Annotated in this window: 24 protein-coding genes; 4 read left to right on the forward strand and 20 right to left on the reverse strand. The window is 42.0% G+C overall.

Translation table 11 applies throughout. From position 1 onward, the window contains the following. Positions 1 to 15: 15 nt before the first annotated feature. Both K7887_RS19825 and K7887_RS19830 read right to left on the reverse strand, forming a co-directional pair. Positions 16 to 546: a VanZ family protein gene (locus tag K7887_RS19825; RefSeq protein WP_223491325.1), complete on the reverse strand. Its 531-nt coding sequence runs from the start codon at positions 544 to 546 to the stop codon at positions 16 to 18. A gap of 87 nt (positions 547 to 633) precedes the next feature. Beyond that, the gene (locus K7887_RS19830; RefSeq protein WP_223491326.1) at positions 634 to 1,128 is read right to left on the reverse strand and encodes a hypothetical protein; all 495 of its coding nucleotides are present in this window, start codon (positions 1,126 to 1,128) and stop codon (positions 634 to 636) included. 209 nt (positions 1,129 to 1,337) lie between these two features. Between K7887_RS19830 and K7887_RS19835 the strand changes: the two genes are divergently transcribed. Beyond that, positions 1,338 to 1,760 carry a helix-turn-helix domain-containing protein gene (locus K7887_RS19835; protein WP_223491327.1) on the forward strand — a complete coding sequence of 141 codons (423 nt, stop codon included), beginning with the start codon at positions 1,338 to 1,340 and terminating at the stop codon, positions 1,758 to 1,760. A 265-nt stretch (positions 1,761 to 2,025) separates the two neighbouring features. Here the strand turns inward: K7887_RS19835 and K7887_RS19840 are convergent, their stop codons facing one another. Then, complete coding sequence (locus K7887_RS19840) at positions 2,026 to 2,580, reverse strand: single-stranded DNA-binding protein (RefSeq protein WP_223491328.1); 555 nt, start codon at positions 2,578 to 2,580, stop codon at positions 2,026 to 2,028. Between the two features lie 309 nt (positions 2,581 to 2,889). On the opposite strand from K7887_RS19840, the gene K7887_RS19845 reads away from it, so the two are divergent. Beyond that, entirely contained in the window at positions 2,890 to 3,318 is a 429-nt protein-coding gene (locus K7887_RS19845) for a YwpF-like family protein (protein WP_223491329.1), read from the forward strand. 87 nt (positions 3,319 to 3,405) lie between these two features. Here the strand turns inward: K7887_RS19845 and K7887_RS19850 are convergent, their stop codons facing one another. The 4 genes from K7887_RS19850 to K7887_RS19865 all read right to left on the reverse strand — a co-directional run bounded on the left by K7887_RS19850 (position 3,406) and on the right by K7887_RS19865 (position 6,489). Then, the gene (locus K7887_RS19850) at positions 3,406 to 4,014 is read right to left on the reverse strand and encodes a class D sortase (protein ID WP_223491330.1); all 609 of its coding nucleotides are present in this window, start codon (positions 4,012 to 4,014) and stop codon (positions 3,406 to 3,408) included. Positions 4,015 to 4,017: 3 nt separating this feature from the next. After that, complete coding sequence (locus tag K7887_RS19855; protein WP_223491331.1) at positions 4,018 to 4,953, reverse strand: processed acidic surface protein; 936 nt, start codon at positions 4,951 to 4,953, stop codon at positions 4,018 to 4,020. A 143-nt stretch (positions 4,954 to 5,096) separates the two neighbouring features. Next, positions 5,097 to 6,149: a YecA family protein gene (locus K7887_RS19860; protein ID WP_223491332.1), complete on the reverse strand. Its 1,053-nt coding sequence runs from the start codon at positions 6,147 to 6,149 to the stop codon at positions 5,097 to 5,099. A gap of 193 nt (positions 6,150 to 6,342) precedes the next feature. After that, on the reverse strand, positions 6,343 to 6,489 hold the full coding sequence (locus K7887_RS19865) for a YwzD family small protein (protein ID WP_223491333.1): 147 nt from the start codon (positions 6,487 to 6,489) through the stop codon (positions 6,343 to 6,345). Positions 6,490 to 6,710: 221 nt separating this feature from the next. Between K7887_RS19865 and K7887_RS19870 the strand changes: the two genes are divergently transcribed. Then, a complete protein-coding gene (locus K7887_RS19870) occupies positions 6,711 to 7,136 on the forward strand; it encodes a hypothetical protein (RefSeq protein WP_223491334.1) in 426 nt (141 codons plus the stop codon). 63 nt (positions 7,137 to 7,199) lie between these two features. Here the strand turns inward: K7887_RS19870 and manA are convergent, their stop codons facing one another. The 13 genes from manA to K7887_RS19935 form a co-directional block, all read right to left on the reverse strand. Continuing rightward, on the reverse strand, positions 7,200 to 8,156 hold the full coding sequence (gene manA, locus K7887_RS19875) for a mannose-6-phosphate isomerase, class I (RefSeq protein WP_223491335.1): 957 nt from the start codon (positions 8,154 to 8,156) through the stop codon (positions 7,200 to 7,202). 64 nt (positions 8,157 to 8,220) lie between these two features. Next, positions 8,221 to 9,780 (reverse strand): FAD-dependent oxidoreductase, encoded by a 1,560-nt coding sequence (locus K7887_RS19880; RefSeq protein WP_223491336.1) that lies wholly within the window; start codon positions 9,778 to 9,780, stop codon positions 8,221 to 8,223. A 56-nt stretch (positions 9,781 to 9,836) separates the two neighbouring features. Further along, positions 9,837 to 12,173: a family 10 glycosylhydrolase gene (locus tag K7887_RS19885; protein WP_223491337.1), complete on the reverse strand. Its 2,337-nt coding sequence runs from the start codon at positions 12,171 to 12,173 to the stop codon at positions 9,837 to 9,839. 133 nt (positions 12,174 to 12,306) lie between these two features. Continuing rightward, entirely contained in the window at positions 12,307 to 13,194 is an 888-nt protein-coding gene (locus tag K7887_RS19890) for an ROK family protein (protein WP_223491338.1), read from the reverse strand. Position 13,195: 1 nt separating this feature from the next. Next, positions 13,196 to 14,722, reverse strand: coding sequence for a DUF4127 family protein (locus K7887_RS19895; protein WP_223491339.1), 1,527 nt, complete (start codon positions 14,720 to 14,722; stop codon positions 13,196 to 13,198). A 15-nt stretch (positions 14,723 to 14,737) separates the two neighbouring features. After that, positions 14,738 to 17,317, reverse strand: a complete 2,580-nt coding sequence (locus K7887_RS19900) for a glycoside hydrolase family 38 N-terminal domain-containing protein (protein ID WP_223491340.1) — start codon at positions 17,315 to 17,317, stop codon at positions 14,738 to 14,740. Beyond that, positions 17,314 to 18,207, reverse strand: coding sequence for a carbohydrate ABC transporter permease (locus tag K7887_RS19905; protein ID WP_223491341.1), 894 nt, complete (start codon positions 18,205 to 18,207; stop codon positions 17,314 to 17,316). Before K7887_RS19905 ends, K7887_RS19900 begins: the two co-directional genes overlap by 4 nt. Positions 18,208 to 18,212: 5 nt before the next feature. Beyond that, the gene (locus tag K7887_RS19910) at positions 18,213 to 19,088 is read right to left on the reverse strand and encodes a carbohydrate ABC transporter permease (protein ID WP_223491342.1); all 876 of its coding nucleotides are present in this window, start codon (positions 19,086 to 19,088) and stop codon (positions 18,213 to 18,215) included. After that, positions 19,085 to 20,005, reverse strand: coding sequence for an ROK family protein (locus K7887_RS19915; RefSeq protein ID WP_223491343.1), 921 nt, complete (start codon positions 20,003 to 20,005; stop codon positions 19,085 to 19,087). The genes K7887_RS19910 and K7887_RS19915 overlap by 4 nt, the downstream gene beginning before the upstream one ends. A gap of 19 nt (positions 20,006 to 20,024) precedes the next feature. Continuing rightward, positions 20,025 to 20,891, reverse strand: coding sequence for a MurR/RpiR family transcriptional regulator (locus tag K7887_RS19920; RefSeq protein ID WP_223491344.1), 867 nt, complete (start codon positions 20,889 to 20,891; stop codon positions 20,025 to 20,027). Further along, entirely contained in the window at positions 20,842 to 21,585 is a 744-nt protein-coding gene (locus K7887_RS19925; RefSeq protein ID WP_223491345.1) for an N-acetylmannosamine-6-phosphate 2-epimerase, read from the reverse strand. The genes K7887_RS19920 and K7887_RS19925 overlap by 50 nt, the downstream gene beginning before the upstream one ends. A 78-nt stretch (positions 21,586 to 21,663) precedes the next feature. Then, positions 21,664 to 22,977: an ABC transporter substrate-binding protein gene (locus K7887_RS19930; protein ID WP_223491346.1), complete on the reverse strand. Its 1,314-nt coding sequence runs from the start codon at positions 22,975 to 22,977 to the stop codon at positions 21,664 to 21,666. 24 nt (positions 22,978 to 23,001) lie between these two features. Next, positions 23,002 to 23,736, reverse strand: a complete 735-nt coding sequence (locus K7887_RS19935) for an alpha/beta hydrolase (protein ID WP_223491347.1) — start codon at positions 23,734 to 23,736, stop codon at positions 23,002 to 23,004. Between the two features lie 247 nt (positions 23,737 to 23,983). On the opposite strand from K7887_RS19935, the gene K7887_RS19940 reads away from it, so the two are divergent. Beyond that, the gene (locus K7887_RS19940; RefSeq protein ID WP_223491348.1) at positions 23,984 to 24,514 is read left to right on the forward strand and encodes a hypothetical protein; all 531 of its coding nucleotides are present in this window, start codon (positions 23,984 to 23,986) and stop codon (positions 24,512 to 24,514) included. Positions 24,515 to 24,595 lie beyond the last annotated feature (81 nt).

Raw genomic sequence — 24,595 nt, forward strand, 5'->3', positions numbered from 1 at the left:
AAAGCGTAGCCCCATCTACAAAGATGAGTCTGCGCTTTTTTGTTTTGTCTCTTTACGATTCTTTTTAACGTAAGTAGAAAGAAAGCCGGTAATTATCCCTTTCAATCCACCCATCCCATCCAACCAAACATCCGCCCACTGCCCGCTGCGGTCTGGATGATGAAATTGCAAAAACTCATCAAGCATCGCAATGACAAGGAGAATGGAAAAGCTGAACATAAATACCCTCCAATACTTTCTCCCTAGAGAACTGGCAAAGTACCGGACAAGCAGATAACCAAGAACACTATAAAAAAATAGATGAGCTCCTTTACGAAAAAGGAATTCTACAAACTGATAGCCTCCCATACTGTCCACACTCATTTTATTATTCACATACGGAATCTCCACTCCCGCGAACACTGCAGCAATATGTTCCTCTGCCACAAGCATTCGCAAATATGGTCTGATATCCTGCTCTGCATAGGACATGGAAGACAAATAGAACAATATGACGGTCCAGCCAAAGGCCAGAAACAGATAGTATAGAATCCTCTTATTTCTCATATGAGCCACCACCGTAGTTAAGTTAGGAGCTAAAAAATCCACTTAATTACGGTGTGTCCTATCTAGGCATGCCTTATACCCTTCCACTTAAATTCTATTCTTACTGGTCACTCCCTGTTTTGATTGCTTTAAACTTAAATAGGCGGTTTTCCCTTTGTATTTGACAAAAATCCTTTGTAATAGTCCCTCCACTAAATCCTGACAGACTTGTTCCGGGCATTCTAGCTTAAGGAACGCTTTACGCTGTCTGTACCAGGCATAAGAGGAGATATCAAGTTGATAGCTTGGGAGGTTGATGGTTACCGAGATAATCCTTTTATCCGCATAAGAGCGGAAATGCAGTTCAACGGACTGGTTGGAACTTGTCGAAATGCAACGCCAATTTCCATTCTTAATCGTTTCTTCCTTAGAAATTTCCAATGCATCAAAGAAAGAGGATCTCGGTGCTGATGAGTAGTCATCCTTTGGTTCTTTTACATATATAAAATAATCTTGCCCATCTTGAATCTTATCTTCCCTACCTGGAAGGAAACTTACCGTAGTCAACTTAAAATCAGCCACATCCATCACTCCCTCTTTCATACTTAACTCCTCCTTATTATAGATAAATTTACTTTTTATAGAAAATATAGGTAATTAGATGTTTCGTTGTGTTTTTCTGGGTATTCTGTCCTATTCTCACTCATTCTCTTTATTTTGCAAAACCCGACAATGTTCTATTTAGGAACATATCCCAATATTGTTCTATACGAGAACAACCACTCCCTCCCTTTTCCATTACGTTAAAAGAAATGCGGAAAAGAGGCAGGAGATATGATGAACACGTCCTTTTTAGCCAGAAACATCAAATACCTTCGTATCAAAAAAACTGGTCCCAGCAAGATCTTGCTGACCGTCTGAACAGGGTTCACGGTACCATCAGCAAATGGGAGACAGAAAAGGAAGTCCCACCAATTGAAACACTCATTGAACTGAGTAAACCATTTCAAGTTTCCATTGACTACCTGGTAGGAAACCACTACGAACAAGAACATTATGTAAAAGAATTCAACCAGCTCTATCAAATCAAGCAAGCTGACGAAGAACTAATGCACATTGTGGACTACCTTAAACAACATCCAAACTTTAAAGACATCCTACATAAGTACATCAACCAAAGCATCACAGATAGAAAATTGATGGAAGACATGATGAGTATCTTTGTGAATAAATGAGACTGTTCAAAAAGAGCCAACCCTTAAATAGGCTGGCACCAAGGAATGGAGATCAAAGAGGCAAATCTTCTCTCTAGAGGAACCAAGAGGGCTTATCCACTGCATCATGCTGATAAGCGTAAAAAGAAAGGCAGCTTGTTTCCGCAAGTTGCCTTTTTTAATGAAAGGCTAAAGCAAATATGGGAGGGGAGCCCTTTGCTTTATTGGTAATATAGATTGCTTGTTACTTTGCTTGGTTATTGGGATGACCTCGCATGACTTTTAGCTACACTCCCACCTTTTCAGGCGTCTTCGTTTGTGTCGGAAAGTCCGGGAATTCTGATGTCCTTTGTGAAGCGTGAGTAGCAGGCGGCGAGTTTTGGTGATTTTCCATTTGCCTATTTTCCTGCTGCTGAGGTGGGGACTGCTCCCAACTCTGCACCTCATTACGGGCTTGGTTTGTAGTCGAGTCCTGCTTTTCTGGATACGGTGGAATTGGTGGTGCAGAACGTTTTTCCTCCTTCTTTTTTTCAAGAAAACGCACATTGTCCACGACCACATCGGTAACAAAAACCGTCGTCCCATCCTTAGATTCATACCGACTTGTCTGTATCCTGCCTGTGACTGCCACAAGTGCACCTTTTCGGCAATAATTTGCCGTGGTTTCCGCAGTACCTCGCCACGCCGTGCAAGAGACAAAGTCAGCCTCATAGATACCTTCCTGGTTTTTGAAATTGCGATTAACAGCAAGTCTGAAGCTTGCAACAGGTGTTCCATCACCTGTATAACGCAGATCCGGATCCTTCACCATCCGACCAATCAGCACTACTTCATTAATCATGATTCTCCCTCCTTTTTTCTACAAAATTCGTGTTGCTTCGTTATCATAACTGCTCACTTAACGTAGGTAAAATGGAGGTTTTCAGGTTTTATAGCGGTTATTCGGTGTAAAATCAGATTTTGCTCTAAGGGGAAAATCCTGATTTAGAGTGTCTGGGAGTTGTCGAAAGATGAAATTAGGGATATTGGGGATTTTTTTCAAGCCTTCTATATGGGGAAGGTATCTTTCCTTGTGCTTATGTTATAATAAGACAAAATATTGGTACATGTTCTTGCAAGGAATCGAAAATATACCCGTTGGAGGAAAATCATGAAAACGTTCAGACTTGTTGCAATATCCCTCGTACATGGTGAAGAAGTTGAACAGCTGGATTTACAAGACGGATTGATTATCAATAGAGAGTACGGAAAAGAAAATTGGCTGATTGAAGCATTACTGCCTAAGAGCGAGCCGGAAAAGTATGAAGAATTCCGTGATAATGAGGAAATGCTTCATGTTCAAGCCACCATTTCTAAACCGACGAATGATCCAGCATCCTTTGAGGCCGTCGTCCGCCAAGTGGCTGTGATGGAAGACAAAATGAGCATCCTGTTCGAAGGCGAGCTCTTCCGAAAAAACTCCAACTACCACGAAAAACTGCTAGAACGCCTAGTCAATGAAGGCTACAATGGAGACAAACTGGTCGAAGCATTCAAGAATAAAGTTAAAGAAAAACCAGTGCTTGAGAAGAGCAAGTGAAGTTGAGGTTAGTTTAGTTTGATAAAGTGATAAAGAGGGGTCTGACCCGCTGTGCGTTAATGCACTAAAGAGGGGTCTGACCCTTTTCTATTCCATCTCCCCCCCAATAAACTCCGCCTCCAACACATACCGCTCTGGCGCTCTTCCAATAAACCCAAATGGATAGCAAGTTGTAATCGTCAATACCTCCCGCGGCCTAGGTACCACTACCGAAGTGTCCTCTTTATCAACAATCTTGATTCTGCTGATCTTATATGTGTACGCTGCGCCACCAAACCCAAACACAACCTTATCCCCCACCTCAAGCTCCTCAAGCCGGCGAAATACGGTATCCCTATGCCCGGACAGCACAATATTCCCCCCGCCTCCAGGCAAAAGCGTACCTGGAACATGCCCTACTCCTCGTGCGAGCTCTTCCTCCGACACACCATGAAACACGGGAATACTCACTTCTAAAACCGGAAAATAGATTTCTCCGACTTCCTCCCCTGCAGCTAAACTTACAGGCAGAGGCTCTGTCACATCAAACTCTCCAACCGCTACTTCCCCCTCTCTATTCTCCACCATACTCCCTGCCCCCGACCTATCCTCCACTGCCGAAACTCCCTGCCAATACAAAAGGCCGCTTCCAACAAACAAAGCAGCCCCAGTTACCATTACAATCCAAAGGACAAATGTCCAACACCGTTTCCGCATTCTCTACGCCCTGCGGACCTTTCTCGCACCAAGAAGCATCAAACCAGCCAATCCAACCAAGCACAATCCCACAAGCATCCCCAGCCCATAAACAGAAGCGGTATCAGGCATTCTATTGTTGTAAAGCTCATCACTCATTTTCACACCAACCTGACCCAAATGAATGAGCTCTTTTCCCGTTGACTGCACATAGGAAGGCGAAACAATTTGCTCATCCATTACTGCCGAGGCAAGAAGTGAACCTTCTCCATCAAACAGGTCTAAATGAACTTCTTTCCCTTCCAACCAGCCAGGCTGCATAAGTGCTTCCTGCGACACCTTCACTCGGCTGCCATCTTCAACATGAAGATCAGCCTCCACCTGAAAAACTTCCATGAATTCAGTCCAAAGGGAGAACACTTTATCAACGGAATTTGGTTCTTCATTCAACATCCCTTGCAATCTTTCAAGCTCTTCGGCCAATACATCCTTCGGGAGACTCAAAATATGCTGGAAAATCTGACGTGCTTCTTCTGCCTCAAATCCCATGGATACTAGAAAATCCTCTGCGCGAGCGACTTCTTCCTCATGGGTCATATAAAAATCAACCGCGATTTCTAAGTCCTCAATGAACGTATAATCCTGTACCTTTTCTCCAAAACGAGACAAAAGGACTTCCAGTTCTTCTTTCGTCAGTTCGTAAGTTTCTAGCATGACAAGGAGATTTTCCTCATTGATTGGAGTTCCGAGCTCATCCCGCAGATGGTCAATATCCTTGAAATCCTCCAAACGAACCTCATAAAACGCCAAATACTTATCAAGATCCTTCCTCGTCCAACCGATCTCCTTCAAGTAGGAATCCACCTCTTCTTCTTTTGGCGCTGCCGTCACATCAAGCGGGGAAAAGAATAGTGTCGACCCTATTAAAAACGCACAAATAACTAACATAAACCGCTGCATCTTTCATGCCTCCCATTTCGTTACACTTTTCTAGTAGCATGCGCATACGCGGAAAATTTATGCAGTAAATTGGTTACTTCTTCAACTAAAAAAGCACCCAACCTCCCCTTCATAAAAGGGGAAATCGGATGCATACTCCATTATTAAGCGCCCTGTAAGGCTGCTTCGATATCTTCTTCAAAAGTTTGGATAACTGGCTGTAATACCTCATCCAGCTTACGGAACGTGGATGAAACACTTCCTGCTGATATGCCAAACTCTTCAGCAAGTGCTTTTTGTGTTTCTTGTTGTTCTTTCATAAAATGAGTGTCTAAAAAGTAAATCAATGCCGCAGCGTAATTCTGCTCATTGCGGATCATCGGACTCTCTTTCATGCAATAGATGGACCAGAGCATAGTAGCAAATTCTGAAAACCTCTCCGGATATCCGCGCTTTTTCGCTCCTTCTGCAAACAGGTTCAATACACGCTCCTGCGCCTCATCTTGGACAGGTAGCTGCTGAACATCCTCTTCACTTAATTCAAACTCTACCATTTTACCGGCAAGTTCCGGGAATTGTGCACGAATATAGGCCGAATCAATATCCACTTGGGCAAACTCCTCGGCTAGCTTTTCTTCAAGACGAATGGCTTCCAATACCCCGCGTTCAAAGGTGGACATGAACACGACTTTTGCCTGCTTGAAAGGAACAAACATGCCAATTACCAGCTCATTTTTGCTTAAGCTGTCCTCTCTGCCGATGTAAGTGACTTTTTCCTTCTCTTTTGTAAAAATGTCTTCCATCGTGTAGGTCTCTCCGCGCACATTCGCTACCTTATAGACAGATGGATATGCCTTTTGCCAGCTTTCTGCCCACTCTTTTACTTGCGGACGGGAGAACTTGCCCTCTTGTACTGTTGCAAACTCTTCCACAATCGTTAAACCATTATCTCGCTTTACCGTGAACATATACCAGAGATGAAGCAACTCGTTAAATGCCTCTTCTTTCATCTCATCTAATGAAAATTTATGTAGATACTTGGAGCTGACCGTTTCAAGCTCACTAGCAAATTTTTCATATGCAAAGCGCATCATATCAACCTGAAGCCCCATCACTTCTGATTCCAGCACTTTATCCAGGCCATCTTGCTTTTTCTCACAACACTTCTTATATTTCTTTCCACTGCCACAAGGACATGGTTCATTTCTTCCAATCATTCTATCACCTTAAACCTTTTGTTTTTTCTAGCTGTTCTCATTTGAGATTTACAGACAACGTGTTTAATTCTAACATATTTCTCTCTTTCATGGAGGAAAGCAACGGCTGGATATCATAGCCAATCATCTTTTTCCAAAACAAAAAACACCTCCAAACGTGTACGGGAAGGTGTTATCTAGTAATCTATCATATTTATTTTAGAAGCAATTGCAGCTTTTCTTTCATTTCATTTACAAGTTCCATCATCGAGATATTTTCTCTCTCTGTTCCTTGTTGATAAGCATATTGAAGCACTTTGATAATCTCGTCTTTGCTATCAATATTTTTATAGTCGTTCATTATCTTAATTTCACCGCCCAATTAATTACAAAATATACTACAATTCTACTATTTTCTAGTAAAATTACAAGGATAATTTGAAATTTTTTCTAATATAAATAGATTTTCGTCGTTATTTGTTTTTATTCTTTAGCCGTTTTTCCCAATCCCTAAACCTCTTTTCAAAATTTGCTTTTTGATGCGCCAATTTTATATAGTAAAAGAGAAAGAAGGTGTCCTAAGTGAAATTTTTCAAAGGATTGTTTGTTACAGCTCTCATCCTAGGGGTACTTGGATATGCAGGCTATTATTTTTTCAATAAATTCATCGAAGATCAGGCGGTTGAATACGTAGAAAAAGATCTAGTGGAAAATAACGATTTGGCCATAGCTCGGAAGTATGTGGACAGGTCTCCTGCTTTAAAGAGCTATATTGCAGAAGGAGCAGGAGCGAACCTTGAAAAGCTGCCAGTTCAAACACGTGAAGAAGCAACAAGGATGGTCATGCAAAAACTCAGCTTTCAGGAAATGCAGCAGATTCAATCACAAGCAGCCAATGGCATGACGGAAGAGGAAGTGCTAGATTTGATGGAAACGTTCGAAGAGAAATTGACAGATGAGGAATTGCTGGCATTGAAGGCGATTGTGTATAGGGAATTATATGAATGATATAACATTACAAACGAAAAAATCCGTGAGATAAAAAGCACCCTATCTCACGGATTTTCATTTTTATGGATGAGAAATGATTATCTCAACTTTACCTCCAACCGTTAACTCTTCAACACCTGATGGTATGATAAAGTGGTCACCCTTTTTGAGCGGGTAAAAACGTCCATCCACCTTAATTTCTCCCGATCCTGCAATCACGCTTCCAATTAAGAAATGCTTATCATGTTTCGTAGAGTATATTCCATCCACATCCCATTTATAGACTGTAAAATACTCTGCCTGCACGAATGTTGTAAGGGTAGCAGCATCTAATTTAGAAACCTTATGAACCACATCAACAGGTTTATGAGGAATAGTTGAGACTTCGATGGATTTCTCGATATGCAACTCCCGGGTATTTCCCTCTTTGTCCTTGCGATCATAATCATAAACCCGATAGGTCGTATCTGAGTTTTGTTGTGTTTCTAGAATTAATACACCAGAGCAAAGAGCATGGATGGTTCCGCTTGGTACGTAAAAGAAATCACCCGGCTTTACCTTCACTCTTGTTAATAGTCCCTCCCAATCTCCACTTTTAACCCTTTCGACAAATTCCTTCTTTGTTTCGGCAGTATGACCAAATATGATTTCTGAATCTCTCTCACAATCTATCACATACCAACATTCTGTTTTTCCTAACTCCCCGTTTTCGTTCTGATTTGCATACTTGTCATCGGGATGTACTTGTACGGAAAGATTTTGCTTCGCATCAAGGATTTTTGTCAGCAGTGGAAATCTGTCACTCTCATGATTTCCGAATAGCTCTTTTTCTTCCGTATATAATTCACCTAACAGCTTACCTGCAAAAGAACCATTCTTAACTATACTTTGTCCGTTCGGATGTCCAGAAACCGCCCAGCACTCGCCCGTCAATTCGGACGCAATCTCATATCCAAAATGTTCAGCTAGTTTGGTTCCTCCCCAAATGCGCTCTTGGAAGACTGGCTCGAGGAATAGAACGTCTTTCTTGTTTACCATTATGTTCACCTCATCAGTTTATGAAAGTTCACCATAAATAACAGGTAGTAGACACTCCATCAGCTTAAATTGCACCAATTTCTGGCCAATTTAACTCGATTCCCTCTTTTATTAACATCTCTTGGAACTCACGTAACAGCCCTTCATTCTCCCTTACTTCACGCGGAAGGATCCCTTTCTCTAAAGAGAATGCCGCAAGATAGCCTGCTGATTCTCCTATGTTCCATTCCACTGGATGAACACGGAAACAGCCGTTGGTGATATGTGTAGCCCCTATATTCTTACAAGCTGGCAACAGGTTTTTCACCCGTATAGGTAATAATGCACCGAGTGGGATTTCAAATGGGTAGCTTTCTGTATAAAAGAAAGTGTTGGTTTCTGTTGTTGGGTGAAGATCAATTCGATAACAGCCGATACCAACTGAATCTTTAAACCTTTCAATCCCTTTATTTCCTCTGGTTTCTGCATTGATGTGCTCTTCTACTACTGTGAACACTGCCTTTATCCTCCGTGATTCACGGATATAAGGATATTTCGCTAAACCATCCTCTGTCCCTAACACATCTGGGCGGAGTCGTACTCCCGGGTAACCTTTAGCGCCGTCAGGACGAGGTGCCTCTGTCTGCAACCAATATAATAAAGATAAACTTAACTGTTTGGCCTCTTCTAGATAGCGTAGACGGTCATTAGGATCTACATCGATAATGGACCCGAGCCAGTAATCATTTTGTGGCCAATTAATCAAGGTGATATCTCCTTGGAAAGTTCCTTCTTTAAACAGAAGGGGGTCGATGATACGGCGATAGTCCCACAGTCCCCAAAGCTCGCCGTGATGGAACATGGCAAACTCTTTAGATTCTCCTGTATGTGCATCAGGTGCGAACCAGCTCAATTGTTTGTGTTGTAAAAATGGTGCCTGATACTCTTTCCATTTTTCATATTGAAGAGGCTTTTCAATCGTGAAGTCTTCTCCTTCAATGTAATCCACTGCTAAGACATGTGTGATAGGCTGCATATCTTGAGGACGTGCTTCTTCTGGTGCATGCAGTTCACCCGTTTCCTCTTTTGCTTCAGCCCCTGTTACATATTCCACACCAGCCAATGGCAACAAATCCCCGCATTCGGTGGCATCTAGGAAGATATCACCTGTTAGAACGAGTGTATTCCCTGTCAAAACATGCTTTACTTCAACCGACCGGACTGTATCCTGATCAACATCAGCATTTTCTACCTGATAGTTAAGTAGAATAGTTATTCTGCCGCTACCCACATAAGGAGCAAGCATTTCCTCCAAAACCGCCAAGGCCACTCTCGGTTCATGGCAAAGTCTACTGACCCAGCCGTTTCCGGGATTCAACATCTCATTTGCAATAGCTTCTTCTTTTAGAGGGTAGTTTCTCTTGTAATAGTCTCGTACTCGGTTACGAAAGTTACGATAACTAGCTGTGCAACCGAACTGTTCAATCCATTTATGTTCATCCGGTGGAACTGCCTGGCTTGTAAGTTGGCCCCCAATCCAATCTGTCTCTTCGGTCAAGATGACGTTTTGCCCTCTTTTAGCTGCCGCTAGTGCTGCGGTACATCCACCAAGGCCACCGCCAACCACAATAATATCCGCTTTCATCTACTCACTCCTCTATGTACGAAGCTGGTGACAGGTCTACCCGCCACCAGCTACTTTTATTGCTGCTTGAATTGTGCAAAGTCCATAAGCTGTTTAAGCTGATCAAGATCTTTTAGAAGATGATTGGAGACTGCTGGATGGATATGCTTCTCACGATCCACAAGAAAGTCCTGCACTTCTGCAATTTTTCCATTTATTTCTGAAATGTCACCTTTACCTACAGCTCTTTCCAGATTTATGAACTGCTGTTCCAACGCTCTAACGGCAGAATGGTCCACTCCATCCCTCGGTATATAAATATCGGCAATTTTACGTTTTGTGTCTTTAATAACCAATTCAGCCGCATGCATTGGGTCAGCATGAGGTAAGAAAGCTTCCTTGCGCTGTGGGCCTGCTTTTAAAGCTTCAAAATGCTCTTCTCTTAGCGAGTGAAGCGCGAATTGAACCTGTCCTGCAGCGTCTGTCTCATTCATTGCTTTTACCTGATCCACTAAGAGTTCATCGGAGAAACCTACGAATGGTGCTAGACCAATATAGGATAAAACCGGTTGCTGGAAGCGCTCCATGAATTCGTTTGTAGTACGTTGTACATAGTTGGTATCCACTGCATAAATCATCGGAGTAATGAAATCCATGTATCCTGCACTAACCCATTCCACCCAGTTTTGAAACTTTTGATCGATGGCATCTGACACTTCTGGGAACACCGCAGTCGATAGTTCTAACGATTCGTCAACTTCCTTCACTTCGCCGTGAATTCTTTCTACAAAAGTAGATATTTGATTTTGTCTCCATACATTCCATTCTTCCCAAAGCTCTGCGTCTGCAGGTGTGATATCCAATGGATCGACTCCAGAAACCTTCTTGAATTCATTTCGGCTGTATTCATCATAGCTGTACCCATTTTCAATCGGAAGGCTGACTGGATAGCGGATGTAATCAAGATGAAGTCCATCCACCTCATGTGTGGTAACCATTTCGTTAAATATACTTGATAGATGATCGCGAACTGCTGGTAATGCAGGGTTAAGATAGTAATATCCAACCTCTTTTACGGAAGGAATCCGCCCCTCACGGTCCACTGCTGCCCACTCAGGATGCTCCGTCAAAATAGGGCCAGGAGGATTTAAGGACTCATGCCCAACAAAGAAGGTGTGAACCCACGCATGTACTTCAATGCCGCGTTTCTTTCCTTCCTCAATAAAGACTTCCAATGGATCCCAACCTACGAAGTTCGGATTTTGTTCAGCAATTTCACTTGGATAGATAGTGTAGCCGTGGAAAAACGTTTCTAAAAATAGAATGTTAAAGTTAGAGTCTGCAAGCTTGTCTAACGTTTCAATAATGTCTTCGCGATTACTTTCTGTCGGACGGTGCCAAACGCCACGTGCATCCACTACTTTTGACTCCACTGTTTGGAATCCTGCCTTGTTTGCCTGTTGGGTTGCGAGATCCGAATAGTCAATCGTACGTTGCCAGTCCTCATCAACGAATGCTTTTTCTGCAATTTTCAATGATTCTTCTGCTTCTTTTAGTGATGCCTTTGCTTCCTCAATTGGAACGTCTAAGAAGTTTGTTTCTGCTGCCTCAATTTGAGCAGAAGCTTTTTCCATGACAAGTTCTGCCGCACGTATGTATGCGCTTGCATCAATACGCGAAGTGATTTTCATCGTCTCAGGGTTGAAGGTTACTTCTGCCCCTACTTGTGTGTTTTCAAGTATCCATTTTTGTGCAGCTCCATGACCGGACACAACGAATCCATCTTCTGGGATGAGACTGTTGCTACCAGACATTTCTACAACAATTCCATTGCGAACAATAAATTCTGCACCATATTGGTTTGTACCGGTGCGTTCCTTCCCGTATGCAGATGTATAGACAACTAGTTCATCTGCCCCACGCCCGCCCGGGAATTCGTATGGTGCTTGTGGATCTAACTTATTTATAGAGTAAGTGGATGTTCTCACAGGATCTGCGATAACATCCTTTAAGATTTCGACGGTTTCGCCTTCCTTCAGATTCGCCATCACCCAAGCTCTTGCCGTACCATGAGCGGAGACAACAAAACCATTCTCAGGGATCGGTGCGTTAGAAAGATCTACGACAGTTCCGTCACGAACTTCTGTTATCATCCCATCCTCTACGACTACTTCAACTCCCCACCGATTATTCTTTGTACTTGTTCCAAATTCAGGTGTATAGATGATAAGTTGATCAGCGCCTCTTAAAGTGTTGTAATCAAAAATGACATGCGTTTCCCCATTTGCCGCTTTTACAAGATCTTGTGCCAATGCTGCACTAGTTTGTTGTTGGATAGGATACCCAGTTAAGATCAGCGCCAAAACCAATGCACTGATGATGAACAGCTTCGCCTTCTTAATACTTTTTTTCATCCTCAATCTTCTCCCCTTTGCATTCTTAGTCTGACCATTACCAATGACAGATGCTGCGAAAAAATCACTTTCTCCCACTTGAATGTATTGAGAATGAATCACCTCCTTAAATGAAGTGTGATAGTATTGTCCTTCAATTGATTAAAAACGCGGCCCCAATCACTCCGGCTTTAGAACCAAGAGAGGCGGGAACGATTGTGATTGTATCCCTTAGTCTAGGATATACATAGCTTTTCACCTTTTCTTTTAAAGGGTCGAGTACCTGACTTTCGGCTTTCATCACCCCGCCCCCCAAAACAAAAATGGAGGGATTTACGGAATGAACAAGATTCGCTATCCCAATAGACAAGTAGTTTATAGCATCATTGATAATACCTTGGGCGGTTATATCTCCTATCGAAGCTAGTCGAAATACTTCTTCCGCTCCCTCGGCAATTCCAGCTTTTCTCCCTGCCATCCCAATGGCTGTCCCACTTGCTAAGCTTTCCAGTGCTCCAGCATTTAAACTATTATGTGTAGGCCCTCCAGGAAGTATAATCATATTCCCGATTTCACCTGCGTAGCCTGTTGCACCCTGAAACAAACTTCCATCCAAAACGAATCCGCCGCCAATTCCTGTACTAACCGTTATATAATAGACACTTTCCGCCCCAACACCTGCTCCAAATTTGGCTTCCGCAAGAGCTGCTGCGTTGGCATCATTATCAACTCGAACCTGTTCACTCAATGACTTTTCCAACATGCTTGCGAGAGGGATGCTATTCCAACCGGGTAGATTGGGAGGGTTATAGATTACGCCTGTTCTTGGATCAAGTGGACCTGGGCAACCTATACCGACACCTTTAACGAACTCTCTCCCCTTTATATCGCGAATCATTTCCACCATCATGCCTATGATGTATTCCGGACCTTTTTCCGCTTCTGTTTTCCGTTCCAAGTCCCTGATTATTTTTCCATCCTCTTGAACTAATGCGACCCGAAGATTTGTCCCTCCTAAGTCCACTCCTATTCTCAAACTCACCCTAGTTGGCTCCTTCTTTTGCTAAACGGATTCCTATTTCAAAAGTTCGGTTCCAAGGCAAGTAAATATCTTTTATTTCATAATCTAAGGAGTATTTTTCTAAAAAGACTTTTGCCTCTTCGTTGAATCTGAACACTACCTCTTGGAGAAGGGTTTCATCTGTGATGGTTTCTAGATTGACTGCTTTACGCACTTGCTGCCGTACAATCGTCTGATAAAGAAAGTCATCCAGAAGTCTTAGTACTATTTGTTCCTCCATATGTTCTTGGACTTCTTCATAAGGAATAGTAGGTTTTTCTTTTTGAAGATAAAGCATGGCAGATTGAGCAACCACTGTTCCGATGGTGTTCCCTGCTGTATTCCAAGCACCAAACCCGCTCAAGTGGGAGAGAGTTACATCATCTAAAAGTCTCGGAAGCATTGCGGGATCCGCTCCATTCGCATAAGCCACATCCGCAATAGCGACCAGCTTCTGTTTTCTTACATAATGGTGAATCCTAGATACCCATTCACCGATGTTTCGGTGGGAAGTATCTACTTCACCCAAAAATCTCTGCAATGCAAGGTCGCCTTGTTGCTTGCCTGGTACGTTCACAGCAAAGACAATATCAGCATCATTCGCATTGTCTACTGTATAGCTTCCAAATGCGAAAACTTGCCCCTTTACTGATTCACATATCGGCCTGTCCTCATACATTGCATGAACATGGGAGCCTGTTTCTCCACTATAAACAGGGAAGAAAGTAGGTGGTGCCACTTTTTCCAGTTTGTAGATAAGGCGGGAGATGAGTGTATTCGCCACTTCATCTGCTCCTGGGTAAATAAAGACTTTGGAAGATAGCTGCCGTTTACGTACAAAATCAGTTAGACTTTCCTGCTCTTCAATATTTAATCCGTATTCGGACGTATCGTCCTGTGGAAATACGAGCACATCTATTGTTCCATTTTCCACCAAATCTAATAAAGAGAGATTTACTTGGAAGTTTCTTTCTCGGGTTTGTAGATAATCTCGTAAAATGTCAGGGGGAATAACAGCAGACAACTTCTCTACTTTACCCTTAGATTCTTCACATTCTGTTCTTACATAGCGATGAGTATGATAGGAATACTGCCAAATTTCCTCTCCGTAATCTTCCCAATACTCTTTCTCTTCTTCATTAACATAGTTATTGGAAATGCGCATGGTTGCACTAAAAGCCATGATAGGTTTTTCAGGATAGATCTTTTTCAAGTGAAGGATTAGTTCTATTCGCTTGAAAATAACTTGCATTTCATCTGAATTAATTCGGGACGGAACAAGTCCACCATAAGCGAGCATATCTGTTGAAAGTACGAACCCATCAACTTCCGGTGCTACCTTTAAAAGCCAATCACTTAAGCTATTTATGTTGCCCGGTTTTTTCAAAAAACCGAGTATTTCTTTATCTGGCAATTGAACTTCCCATCCGCCTATGCGGGCAATCTGTTTAGGAAGTTCCCTCGTAACAGGCCTTGCATCAATTGGGATTAATGCTATTTTTTTATTCATCTTCATAAGCTCCCTTTATGAAAACTGTAATCTGTAGGTTGCAATGCATTTGGGTGCCAGCATATCACTTTGGTCGTTTAGCGGCGTGAGTTCACTCTTATCCAATCTTACCTTCGTAATTGCCGTTATTTCCTGTCCAAATGAAAACTGGAAAGATTGTTCCTGTTCGGTTGGATTCCATAACCGGAGATATAAGTCTCCATCTGAACAATAGAGGGCACTCCACTGCACTTCCCTATTATCGATCTCTACTAATCCAGCAATTTTTTTCCCACGTGCGTCCCCCGAATATATTCTTGGAGGAACTCGATAGAAGTGGGCAGATTTAGCTATATTTCCATTTGTGCACCATGAAGCAGGTTCAAAAGCTACATCAAAAGTGTAAGTTCCCAGGCATTGCCCTTCAGGTGTTTCCATTCCAGGCCCAGCCCCTCCACCACGGGTACGCAGGTCATCACGGGAAAGCCAGCCAACCGAACGAAGCATTGTCACCTCGAGAATATCTTCCTTTACATCCGGCACTACCTGATACTCCTGTAGCCCTCTATGGAAAAAGTGAATCCCTATCCCTTCTTGTTCTGCACGTATGAAAGATAGGGACGGCTCCACTACAACAGGCACTTCTTTTTGCTTTGGAGCGTCAAACTCCTCTATCTTTTTCGCAGGTCGTTCCACTACATCAAAAGCGGTGTCACTGTATGTTTTTTCAATGCTAGTTCCTAGAGGGTATTGCACGCGCAGACGTTGATCTTTTGCACGGTTTATTACTTTCACTTTACTTTCAATCTTTGGTGAGTGACTTGATAGCATAACAGTCACTTGAATTTCTGTTTTCACTTTCTCATCTACAGGTCCCGATCGATCCTCCCGGCAACTTGCAGGAAGATTCAATACGACTGTGTAATGCAGGCGAGAAACATCGCCTGTTTCGGAATGCTCCACAATTGGATTTCCTTTTAAACTTCCGAACGTTGTTATATCGTCTATTGGAGGGGAGTAAGTGTATTCATCTCCTACATCCATAGAGCTGTAAAAAGATTGCAATCCTTTATAGGTACGACCCATTTTCTTATCTTCCAAAGTCAGCGATCCATCCTTCTCGACATTTATGCGGTAGAAGTCTGTATCTGCTACACTATCTTCCCTTCTAGCCAATTTCCTACATGCCCCTTCCGCTACTAAGAAGGTTGTAAGGGAAGTTGCAGGCAACTCTTCAACAGAAAACAGCACCTCATAAAAAATTCCCTCCGTGAATTCCGGAAAAGCGTCAAGCGGGGAGGCGAAATGACAATCTTTTCTTTTTGAAAGAATGGTAGGGTGATAGTATTGTCCCTGTTCATCCACCAAGGAAAAATCCCTGTCCTCTTTTAACCAAATCGTCCCTCTGATAGGACCAGAATAGCTGTGAACATGCGGATTAAAAACAGTAAACACCGTATTATCCTCAAATGGCTTTCTTGTAGCATGGCCACTCTCTGCAGCATCCTGTATCCCCGCTGTTGCCAAGGCTCCCATCTGAAGAGATTCTAAGCGCTGCCCTAGCTTCATGGATCGAGTCTCCATCTCACGGTGCACCTCATCCAAACTGCAACCACATATACTATCATGGGGATGGTTTTTCATAAGTAGCTTCCATGATTCCTCGAGATACTTTGCAGGATACCTCGCAGACGCAGTTAGCGCTAATAGTGTCTCTGTATAACCCGTTAGTTCATCCTCCATCAATTGATTCTGCTGTTTCAGATACGTTCTTGTTGATAAAACATTTGGAAGGACATAAGCATGTTTATTGCTTCTGAGTTCTCCATAAAATACCGGCAAATCTTGAGGAAGTTCTGCTTTTAATGAATTTATGTAATTTTCATATGTACTGGATACGAATCGAATTTCCTCTGAGGAGATCTCGTTTATCTTTCCAAGCATATCGCCATGCTTTGGCATCAAGTGATCTCCCCCATTTGTTAAAAGAAGGGCTGTTGTTTGAGCGAATCCCTTCACCTTCTCCACATAGTTGGCCATAGATGTTGGAAAGGATTCTTCATTGAGGACAGGCTGGTAATAGCCTTCTGGTAGAAAAACAGTTAACACCTGTGAGCCGTCTGGGGCCTTCCAGATAAGCTCTGAACTGTCTGAATCAATTCCACGCCAAGCAATCGCATTGTCTATCCCGAAGCCTTGAAGAAGTTGAGGCATTTGACTAACATGCCCAAACGTATCGGGTAAATAACCTATCATTTGTGATTCTCCATATTTATTGGCAAGCTTCATTCCAATTTCCAAGTTTCGAATGAGCGATTCTCCTGATACAAGAAATTCATCCGCCAGCACATACCATGGACCAATGATAATTTTCTTTTCTTTTATAAGAGAGAGGATGCGCTCCTCCATATCGGGTTCGCATACATCTAAGTAATCTTCTAGTGCAGCCATTTGCCCATCAAGAACGAACTGTTCCAGCTCTTTCCTCTCGAGACCGTCGACGATTCTATCAATTACCTGAGTCAAACGGTGACGGTACACTTCAAAAGGTAAATACCATTCTCTGTCCCAATGCGTTTGAAAAACGACATAGCAAGTGTATGTTTTCTCTCTCATCCTTTCACGGCTCCTTTCATCGCACCAGCAATGAAGTGACGCTGAAGGATGGCAAAAATAATGATGATAGGCAGAATAGAGATAATGGAACCTGCTGCTATATAACGCCAGTTAGCCGAGAAGGAACCTGCTAATGTGTTTACACCAAGTGGAAGTGTATACATGCTAGTATCATTCAATATAATTAATGGCCAAAGGAAGTCTCCCCACGCCATCATGAACGTAAAGATTGATAACGTAACAATAGATGGTTTTACAAGTGGCATTAGGATTCTCCACCATATTTGGAATGAATTTGCCCCGTCCATCCTTGCTGATTCATCCAACTCGTAAGGTATTGTCAGGAATGCTTGACGCATTAGGAATATTCCAAATGCAGTCGTTGCATGCGGTAAGATTAATCCTGCATATGTGTTTTGCAATCCCATTTCTAGCGCCAACAAATAAATCGGTATCATTAGAAGCTGGAAAGGGATCATCATCGTACTTATAATGAGGACAAATACAAGTGTTTTTCCACGGAATTGCATGCGTGCCAAAGGATAAGCAGCAAGCGAACAGAAAACGATATTTAGGAGGACAGTAACTACCGAAACGATAATACTATTCCACAAATAGCGCCAAAAAGGAAAAAAGTTCATCACTTCCACATAGTTCTGGAAGGTGATTTTTTCCGGTATGAACTGTGGCGGATAGGAGAAGATGTTTTCTCCACCGGATTTCAAAGAGGTTGCCAGCAACCAAAGAAATGGTCCTACCATGATAAGTGTGACAAACAAGAGTGTCCCGTAAGTTAGAGAAGTCTTTATCACTTTTTTGAATGTCAATGGCCTTTTCGGTTTTGGATTTATTACGTTCACTTGTTTTGTATTTATAGAAGGAGAATTCATCGTCATCACCCCTTTATTACATTTTCTTTTTTGTTCATGAATTTGATGTTGATAATGGAGAAAATTAATGTAATTAAGAATAAGACAACCCCTGCAGCACTCGCATACCCCATCTGCAATTTCTCAAAAGCTTCTTGGTAAATATAGAATACAAGGGTTTTGGAGCTGTTGAGTGGTCCGCCGCCTGTCATGACATAGATTTCTTCAAAAACTTTCATAGCTGAAATAGAAGACATAATGGTTACAATCATAATAGATGGCATCAAAAGTGGGACAGTGATATGCCATATCTGTTTCCACTTGCTGGCACCGTCAATATCTGCCGCTTCATAAAGGTCATCTGGAATGGACTGCAAGCCTGCAAGATAGATGACCATATAGTACCCAAGCCCCTTCCAAATTGTCACAATCATGACAGCAAAAATGGAAGTCGAAGTGGAGGTCAGCCAGTTTACAGGAGCTGAAATTACACCTAGAGAATCAAGAATGTAATTAAGTACCCCCTGATCGGCATAAACCCATTTCCAAGCAATTCCGACGACCACCATCGACGTAACTACCGGTATGTAGTAAGCAGAACGAAAAAATCCAATTCCTTTTATTTGTTTATTCACTAGGATGGCAAGGAAGATTGGTAACACGACAAGTGCAGGTACGACAATGATGAGGTAAAGTAGCGTTTGGCCCAATACCTTCCAAAACAACGGGTCTTCCAAAAGAGCTTGATAGTTTTCAAGACCAATAAATTCGGCATCATTGACAATATTGTAGTTAGTGAAGCTGAGCCAAATGGCATGAAGCATTGGGTAGAAGATGAATGCACCCAAGATAATTAATCCTGGAACTAAAAATAAAAATGGTGTTAACGGATTTCTTTTCAAACGGACTCCCCTCTTTTCTCTATAACATGTTGAAGTGCCATTGCTGCCGCCCCGAACATTCCAGCTTTGTTGCCAAGTGAAGCAGGTAAGACTGCAGTGGTTACATCCATAGTTCTCAGTTTGTTTTCAAGATCATGCCACCAGTGTGCTTTGGAGTCGATGAGACCTCCGCCAATAAGAATGGCTTGCGGATCGATTGCAACAGTGATGTTGTAGATGACAATTGCCAAATAATCTATATATCGGTCAATCACCTTTTTGACCTGTTTATTTCCATCTGAGTATGCTTCGAAAATCTCAGCACCATGTGTAAATTGGAATTCCGTTTCGGTGCGAACGGCATGTGCTAGTGCTGTACCTGATAGATATTGTTCAATACAGCCTTCTTTTCCACAATTACACGATTTTCCATGAGGAACAAGAATGACGTGCCCCCATTCTCCACTTTGAAACTTGTTACCGTTAAGTATTTTCCCGTTTATTGCAGTGGCTCCACCGACTCCTGTGCCAAGAGTCAGCATAACTACAGTTTCTATTTGCTTCTTATGTGTAGCGCCAGCCCACATTTCTCCGAGTAGAGCGGTATTTGCATCATTCTCAATATAAGATTCCACTTCATACTTCTTTTCCAAGAAAGCTTTCAGATTCGTACCTTCCCAGTTTGGCAGGTTTGCAGTCGCATAAACTACTTCTCCTTTTTGGGGATCTATTCTACCTGCAGACCCTAGGCCTATTCCAGAAATAGGGATATTATTCCGAAATAAGGAATCGATTACAGCTACAACAGAGCGCAAGATGCCTTCCCTACCTTCTGCTATATTGGTAGAGACCTTCACCTCTTGCAAAATTTCTGCTTCCTTACTGATGATTGCGCCCTTGACTCCAGTGCCGCCAATGTCCACACCTATTACATTCATCTTGTCACCAACTAACTGCTTAATAAATTTTTTCTATTACGGCTCTTGCCGTCTTTTCTTTCATTGATAAAGAATACTCTTTCTGTTTTACAGCGAGTCCTGTGCATAACAGGTCGATCACAAAGAGTTGCGCAATCTTTGCAGCAAGTGAACCTCCCTCAAGTGGGGACTCCTTGCCTCCACTTAGCATTACCATGTCAGCAAGTTTTGTAATTGGAGACCTTGCATAATAAGTGATAGCGATAATTTTTGCTCCATTTTCCTTGGCGATTTTCAACGAGTCAATCGTATCCTTCGTACTCCCAGAGACACTTAATCCAATCACAACATCTTCTTCTCCTAATGTGGCAGCTGTCATCGATTGTAAATGGGGATCAATAACGGCATCTGACCGGAAACCGAACCTTAAAAATCGATTTTTCGCATCCAAAGCTGTTAATCCTGAAGTACCTACTCCAAAGAATTGTATAGATTTTGCTTTTAATAAAAGCTCGATAACCCCATCTAGTGTTTCCTGATTCAACTTATTCATCGTTTCATCAATGGCATTCTTTGTATTATTCGCGATGGATGCCACCAGGCTGGCTGGTTTGTTTTCATCTGATTTATTATGTTCTTTTTCATGGTTGATGGAGGATAGGTCCTTGGCAATGGCAAGTTTGAATTCTTGATAACCTTTTAAACCAATCTTTCGGCAAAACCTTAGGACTGTCGTTTCTCCTACCTCCGATACATCCGCAAGGTCCGTTACTGAGTAGTAAAGAACTTTTTCCATCTGCTTTAAAACTACTGAGGCAACTTTTTGCTCTGATTTAGTCAATGAAGGATAATAACTATTAATTAATCCGCCTAACCTGCTCTTTGACGCCGTTTGCACTTCCATCATATCCAGCCACTTCCTTTTCAAAAACTTTTGCAAAACTTTTTGTGATTTCCTGAGGGCGAGTAATGGCAGATCCAACCACCACCGCAAATGCTCCTAACTCCAAGGCACGTTTTGCCTCCTCAGGAGTGGAGATCCTACCTTCCGCAAACACAGGAATGGACAGCTCTTTTACTAACTTTTTCAACAAATAAAAGTCAGGTTCCTGCTTTTGCGGAGAATATGCTGTATACCCAGACATTGTAGTTGACACACAATCAACCCCGAGTTCTGCAGCACACTTCCCCTCTTCAAAAGTGGAGATGTCTGCCATGACCAGAATATTGTTGGCTTTTATGTATGCTACTAAGGTCTCAAGCGTTTCGGAATTAGGTCGAGTTCTGCTTGTCGCATCAAGGGCGATAATATCAACGCCTGCTTCAATCAGCTCATCCACTTCCTTTTTTGTTGCAGTAATATATACTTCGCTATCAGGATAATCTCTTTTTACAAGACCAATGATAGGTAGAGCTACCGCTTGTCTTATTGCTTTTATGTCGTCTAAGCCGTTCGCTCTAATGCCAGAAGCTCCACCTATATAGGCAGCCTTGGCCATTTTAGCCATCACTTCAGAACCATGTAAAGGTTCATTCTCCAGTGCCTGACAGGAAACAATTAATTTCCCTTTGATTTGTTGAAATATTTGTTTTTTGGTCATGTCTTCACCACCGTACTCTTTATCTAGTAAACAAAGAAAGAGAGTTTGCCTATAAAAACTCCCTTTCTTCTGTGTTAATTATTGTGCCAGGATTTCATTCCATTTCGCTTCAGCTTGTGCTAATGCTTCATCCACAGTCATTTGACCAAGCATCGCTGCATGCAATGCTTCATTCATCGCTGTGCGAAGGTCCTCAAAATTGCTCATTGGGGGAATCAATACTTCACTGTCCTTTAATTGGCTAGCAGATACGATCCGCGCTTCATCAATTGGAGTTGGTTCAGCCGGAAGTTCATTGAAGAATGGGTCATCCAATGCTGTTTCAATAGATGGAAGAATCGCAGTTAGCTTATCAAATTCAACTTGATTCTCTGCATTTGTCATAAAGATAGAGAAATCTACAGCCGCTTGTTGGTGCTCAGATTGCTTTGGAACCACAAGGTTCATCGCTGCTACATTCTTTTTATTTGTTTTCCCAGTAATAATTGGAGCTGTTTTTGTTGCTGCCAAAATATCCGGAGCATTTTCTTCAACAATTGTCAGGAACTGAGGACCAGAAGCTAAAATGGCAATTTCACCAGCTTGATATAAATCAACCGCCTTAGAGTGTCCTTCTGTCAATACTTCACGCGGAATATAGCCACCTTCATAAAGGTCCACGAAAAATTGGAATGCTTCTTTTCCTTCTGCCGTATTAAAAGTTGCTTTAGTCATATCTTCATTCGTTAAGTCCACACCCATCATAACCATGGACTCCAAAAGATGGCTTCCATCTAGCGCAGGGAAGAATGCATATTTTCCTGTCTTGTCTTTAATTTGCTTTGCTACTGTTTTTAACTCTTCAAAAGTGGATGGAGCCTTTTCTGTATCCAATCCAGCTTCTTCAAAAATATCAGTGTTATACATAGTTACTTGTGAAGATAAGTACCAAGGTATACCAAATGTTTTGCCATCAAATGTGTTAGAAGCCCATACCCCTTCAAAATACTGGCTACGCACATCATCTGGAACCATTTCATCCATGTTTACTAGTGCATCTAGTTCTGCAAGTTTTGCTGCAAATTGAGGATTTAAGTTCGCTACATCAGGAGCAGTTTTAGATGCGACAGATGTTAAAATCTTCGTCTCCATATCTCCCCAAGGAACGTCTACCCACTTTACCTTCACATTCGGGTTCTCTTCTTCAAAATCAGCAATAACGCCATTAATGTAATCATCAAATGTTGGAGAAAGCTGCATTGTCCAGAATTCAATTTCCACTTGCTCATTAGAATCTGACTCTCCAGTACCTTCACTGTTATTGTTTGCCGTAGAATTGTTACTACTGCACGCAGCGGCAAATACCAGTGTAAACATCATCATGAAAGCTAACCAAAATTTTGACCTCTTCATTCTCTTATTCTCCCCTTTGTTTGCTTATTTATGGATGAAAAAATCCAACGCACGCGGCAAATCCCTCTGCCAAAATGTCCATAAATGTCCTTCGTTTTCTTCGTAGTATGTAAGATTCATAGATAGTGAAGAAAACAATTCCATCAACTTCCTGTTGTGCGTTAAGATGTGGAACACTTCATTTGATAGTGCATAATAAAAATTGTCTTCTTGAAGCCCTACAACTTGGTAGACATTCCAGTGGAATTCTTTTTTCTCCGTTTGAAGCGCTTTCAGTTTATCGTATAACACTCCTGGAAACACTCCTGATTGAAGGAGCAGATCGGTCCAAAGACTAGGCTTTTGTATAGCAATAGTAAGACTTACTGTCGCTCCAAGAGAATCGCCAAGAAGGCCCATTTTTCTTACTTTCTTCCCCTGTAGCTTTATCTCTTCAAGTACGTCAGGCACTAACTCTTGGATAAAAAAGTCCATGTACTCCTTATGCTGTCTTCCATTTGGATGATAATAGTGATATCTTTCCTCAGAGGTCCCGGGTGGTACAAGTACAAGAAGAATTCCTATCCTTCCTCTGCCACTGGTGCCATGCAACACCTTTTCAACACCCTCTTGGATCTTCCCAATTTCAAGATAATCCCAACCATCCTGAATAAACAACACATCAACATCCTTACACTCAGACCCATACGAAAGCAAACCATACTCGAAGCCCTTTTGCAAAAAATCACTTTGTATGTACTTTTTAACAGGCTCGATCAAATGCATCACCTCTAAGGGGTCTGACCCTCATTACTTTAAAGCGTTCCCTTGTACAAGTAACCGCTTTCTATTTTCATCCTAGCATATGAAAACCGATTTGTGAATATGTTCTCCAAAATTTATTTTTTTGGTGGAGAAATGCTCCTTTTTCTATTTTATCGTGTTTTCAAGGCTCCTACCCTCGCCAAACTGCGATGACAAGCATATGTTATGGAATGGATAGTATGTCTAAAGGAGGCATTATTCAATGTCCTTATATTTTGAATGGAGAAAGAGTTGCGGATGTAGGGTGCCGTGTAATTGTGACTTGCAGCCTAGAGGAATGGAGCCGCGGTATTATTTTAATCAGAGCGATGAAATGTTGGGAATAGAAGCGGATACGCCAACGCAAGCGATTGAGTTGAAGGTGAAGACTCATTTTCCAAATGAAGTGGTAAAGCTCGATGCGATGATCGAAGCTTTTATCCTGACGGAAAACAATCCTGCCTATAGCTTTATTGTGGAGTTTTCTTTGCTGAGGGAGACGACTCCGTTAACAAGTGAAAGTTTTGCATTGATTAATCAATTTGGTCAAAATGATTGTGAAAAAACAATTATCAATACTACAAAGATTACTTGGACAGATATCATTCCACTTCCCGGCACGTATACGTATTATTTAGAGGTGAACCACATCACCCTTCCGAATCAAAATATTGCAAGCGTAGAGGTTCAGGACCGTTCACTTACGGCCATTTCGTTCCCTTCTACTAAACAAAAACCGGCAATCAAAGAATAGTATTTTTTAAACAAACGTTGGTTTAAACGGAAATGGAAATGTAGGATTCCCAAGGGGTACAGCGGTTGGGTTTGGGATTAA

The organism is Sutcliffiella horikoshii (genome assembly GCF_019931755.1).
GTDB lineage: Bacteria > Bacillota > Bacilli > Bacillales > Bacillaceae_I > Sutcliffiella_A > Sutcliffiella_A horikoshii_E.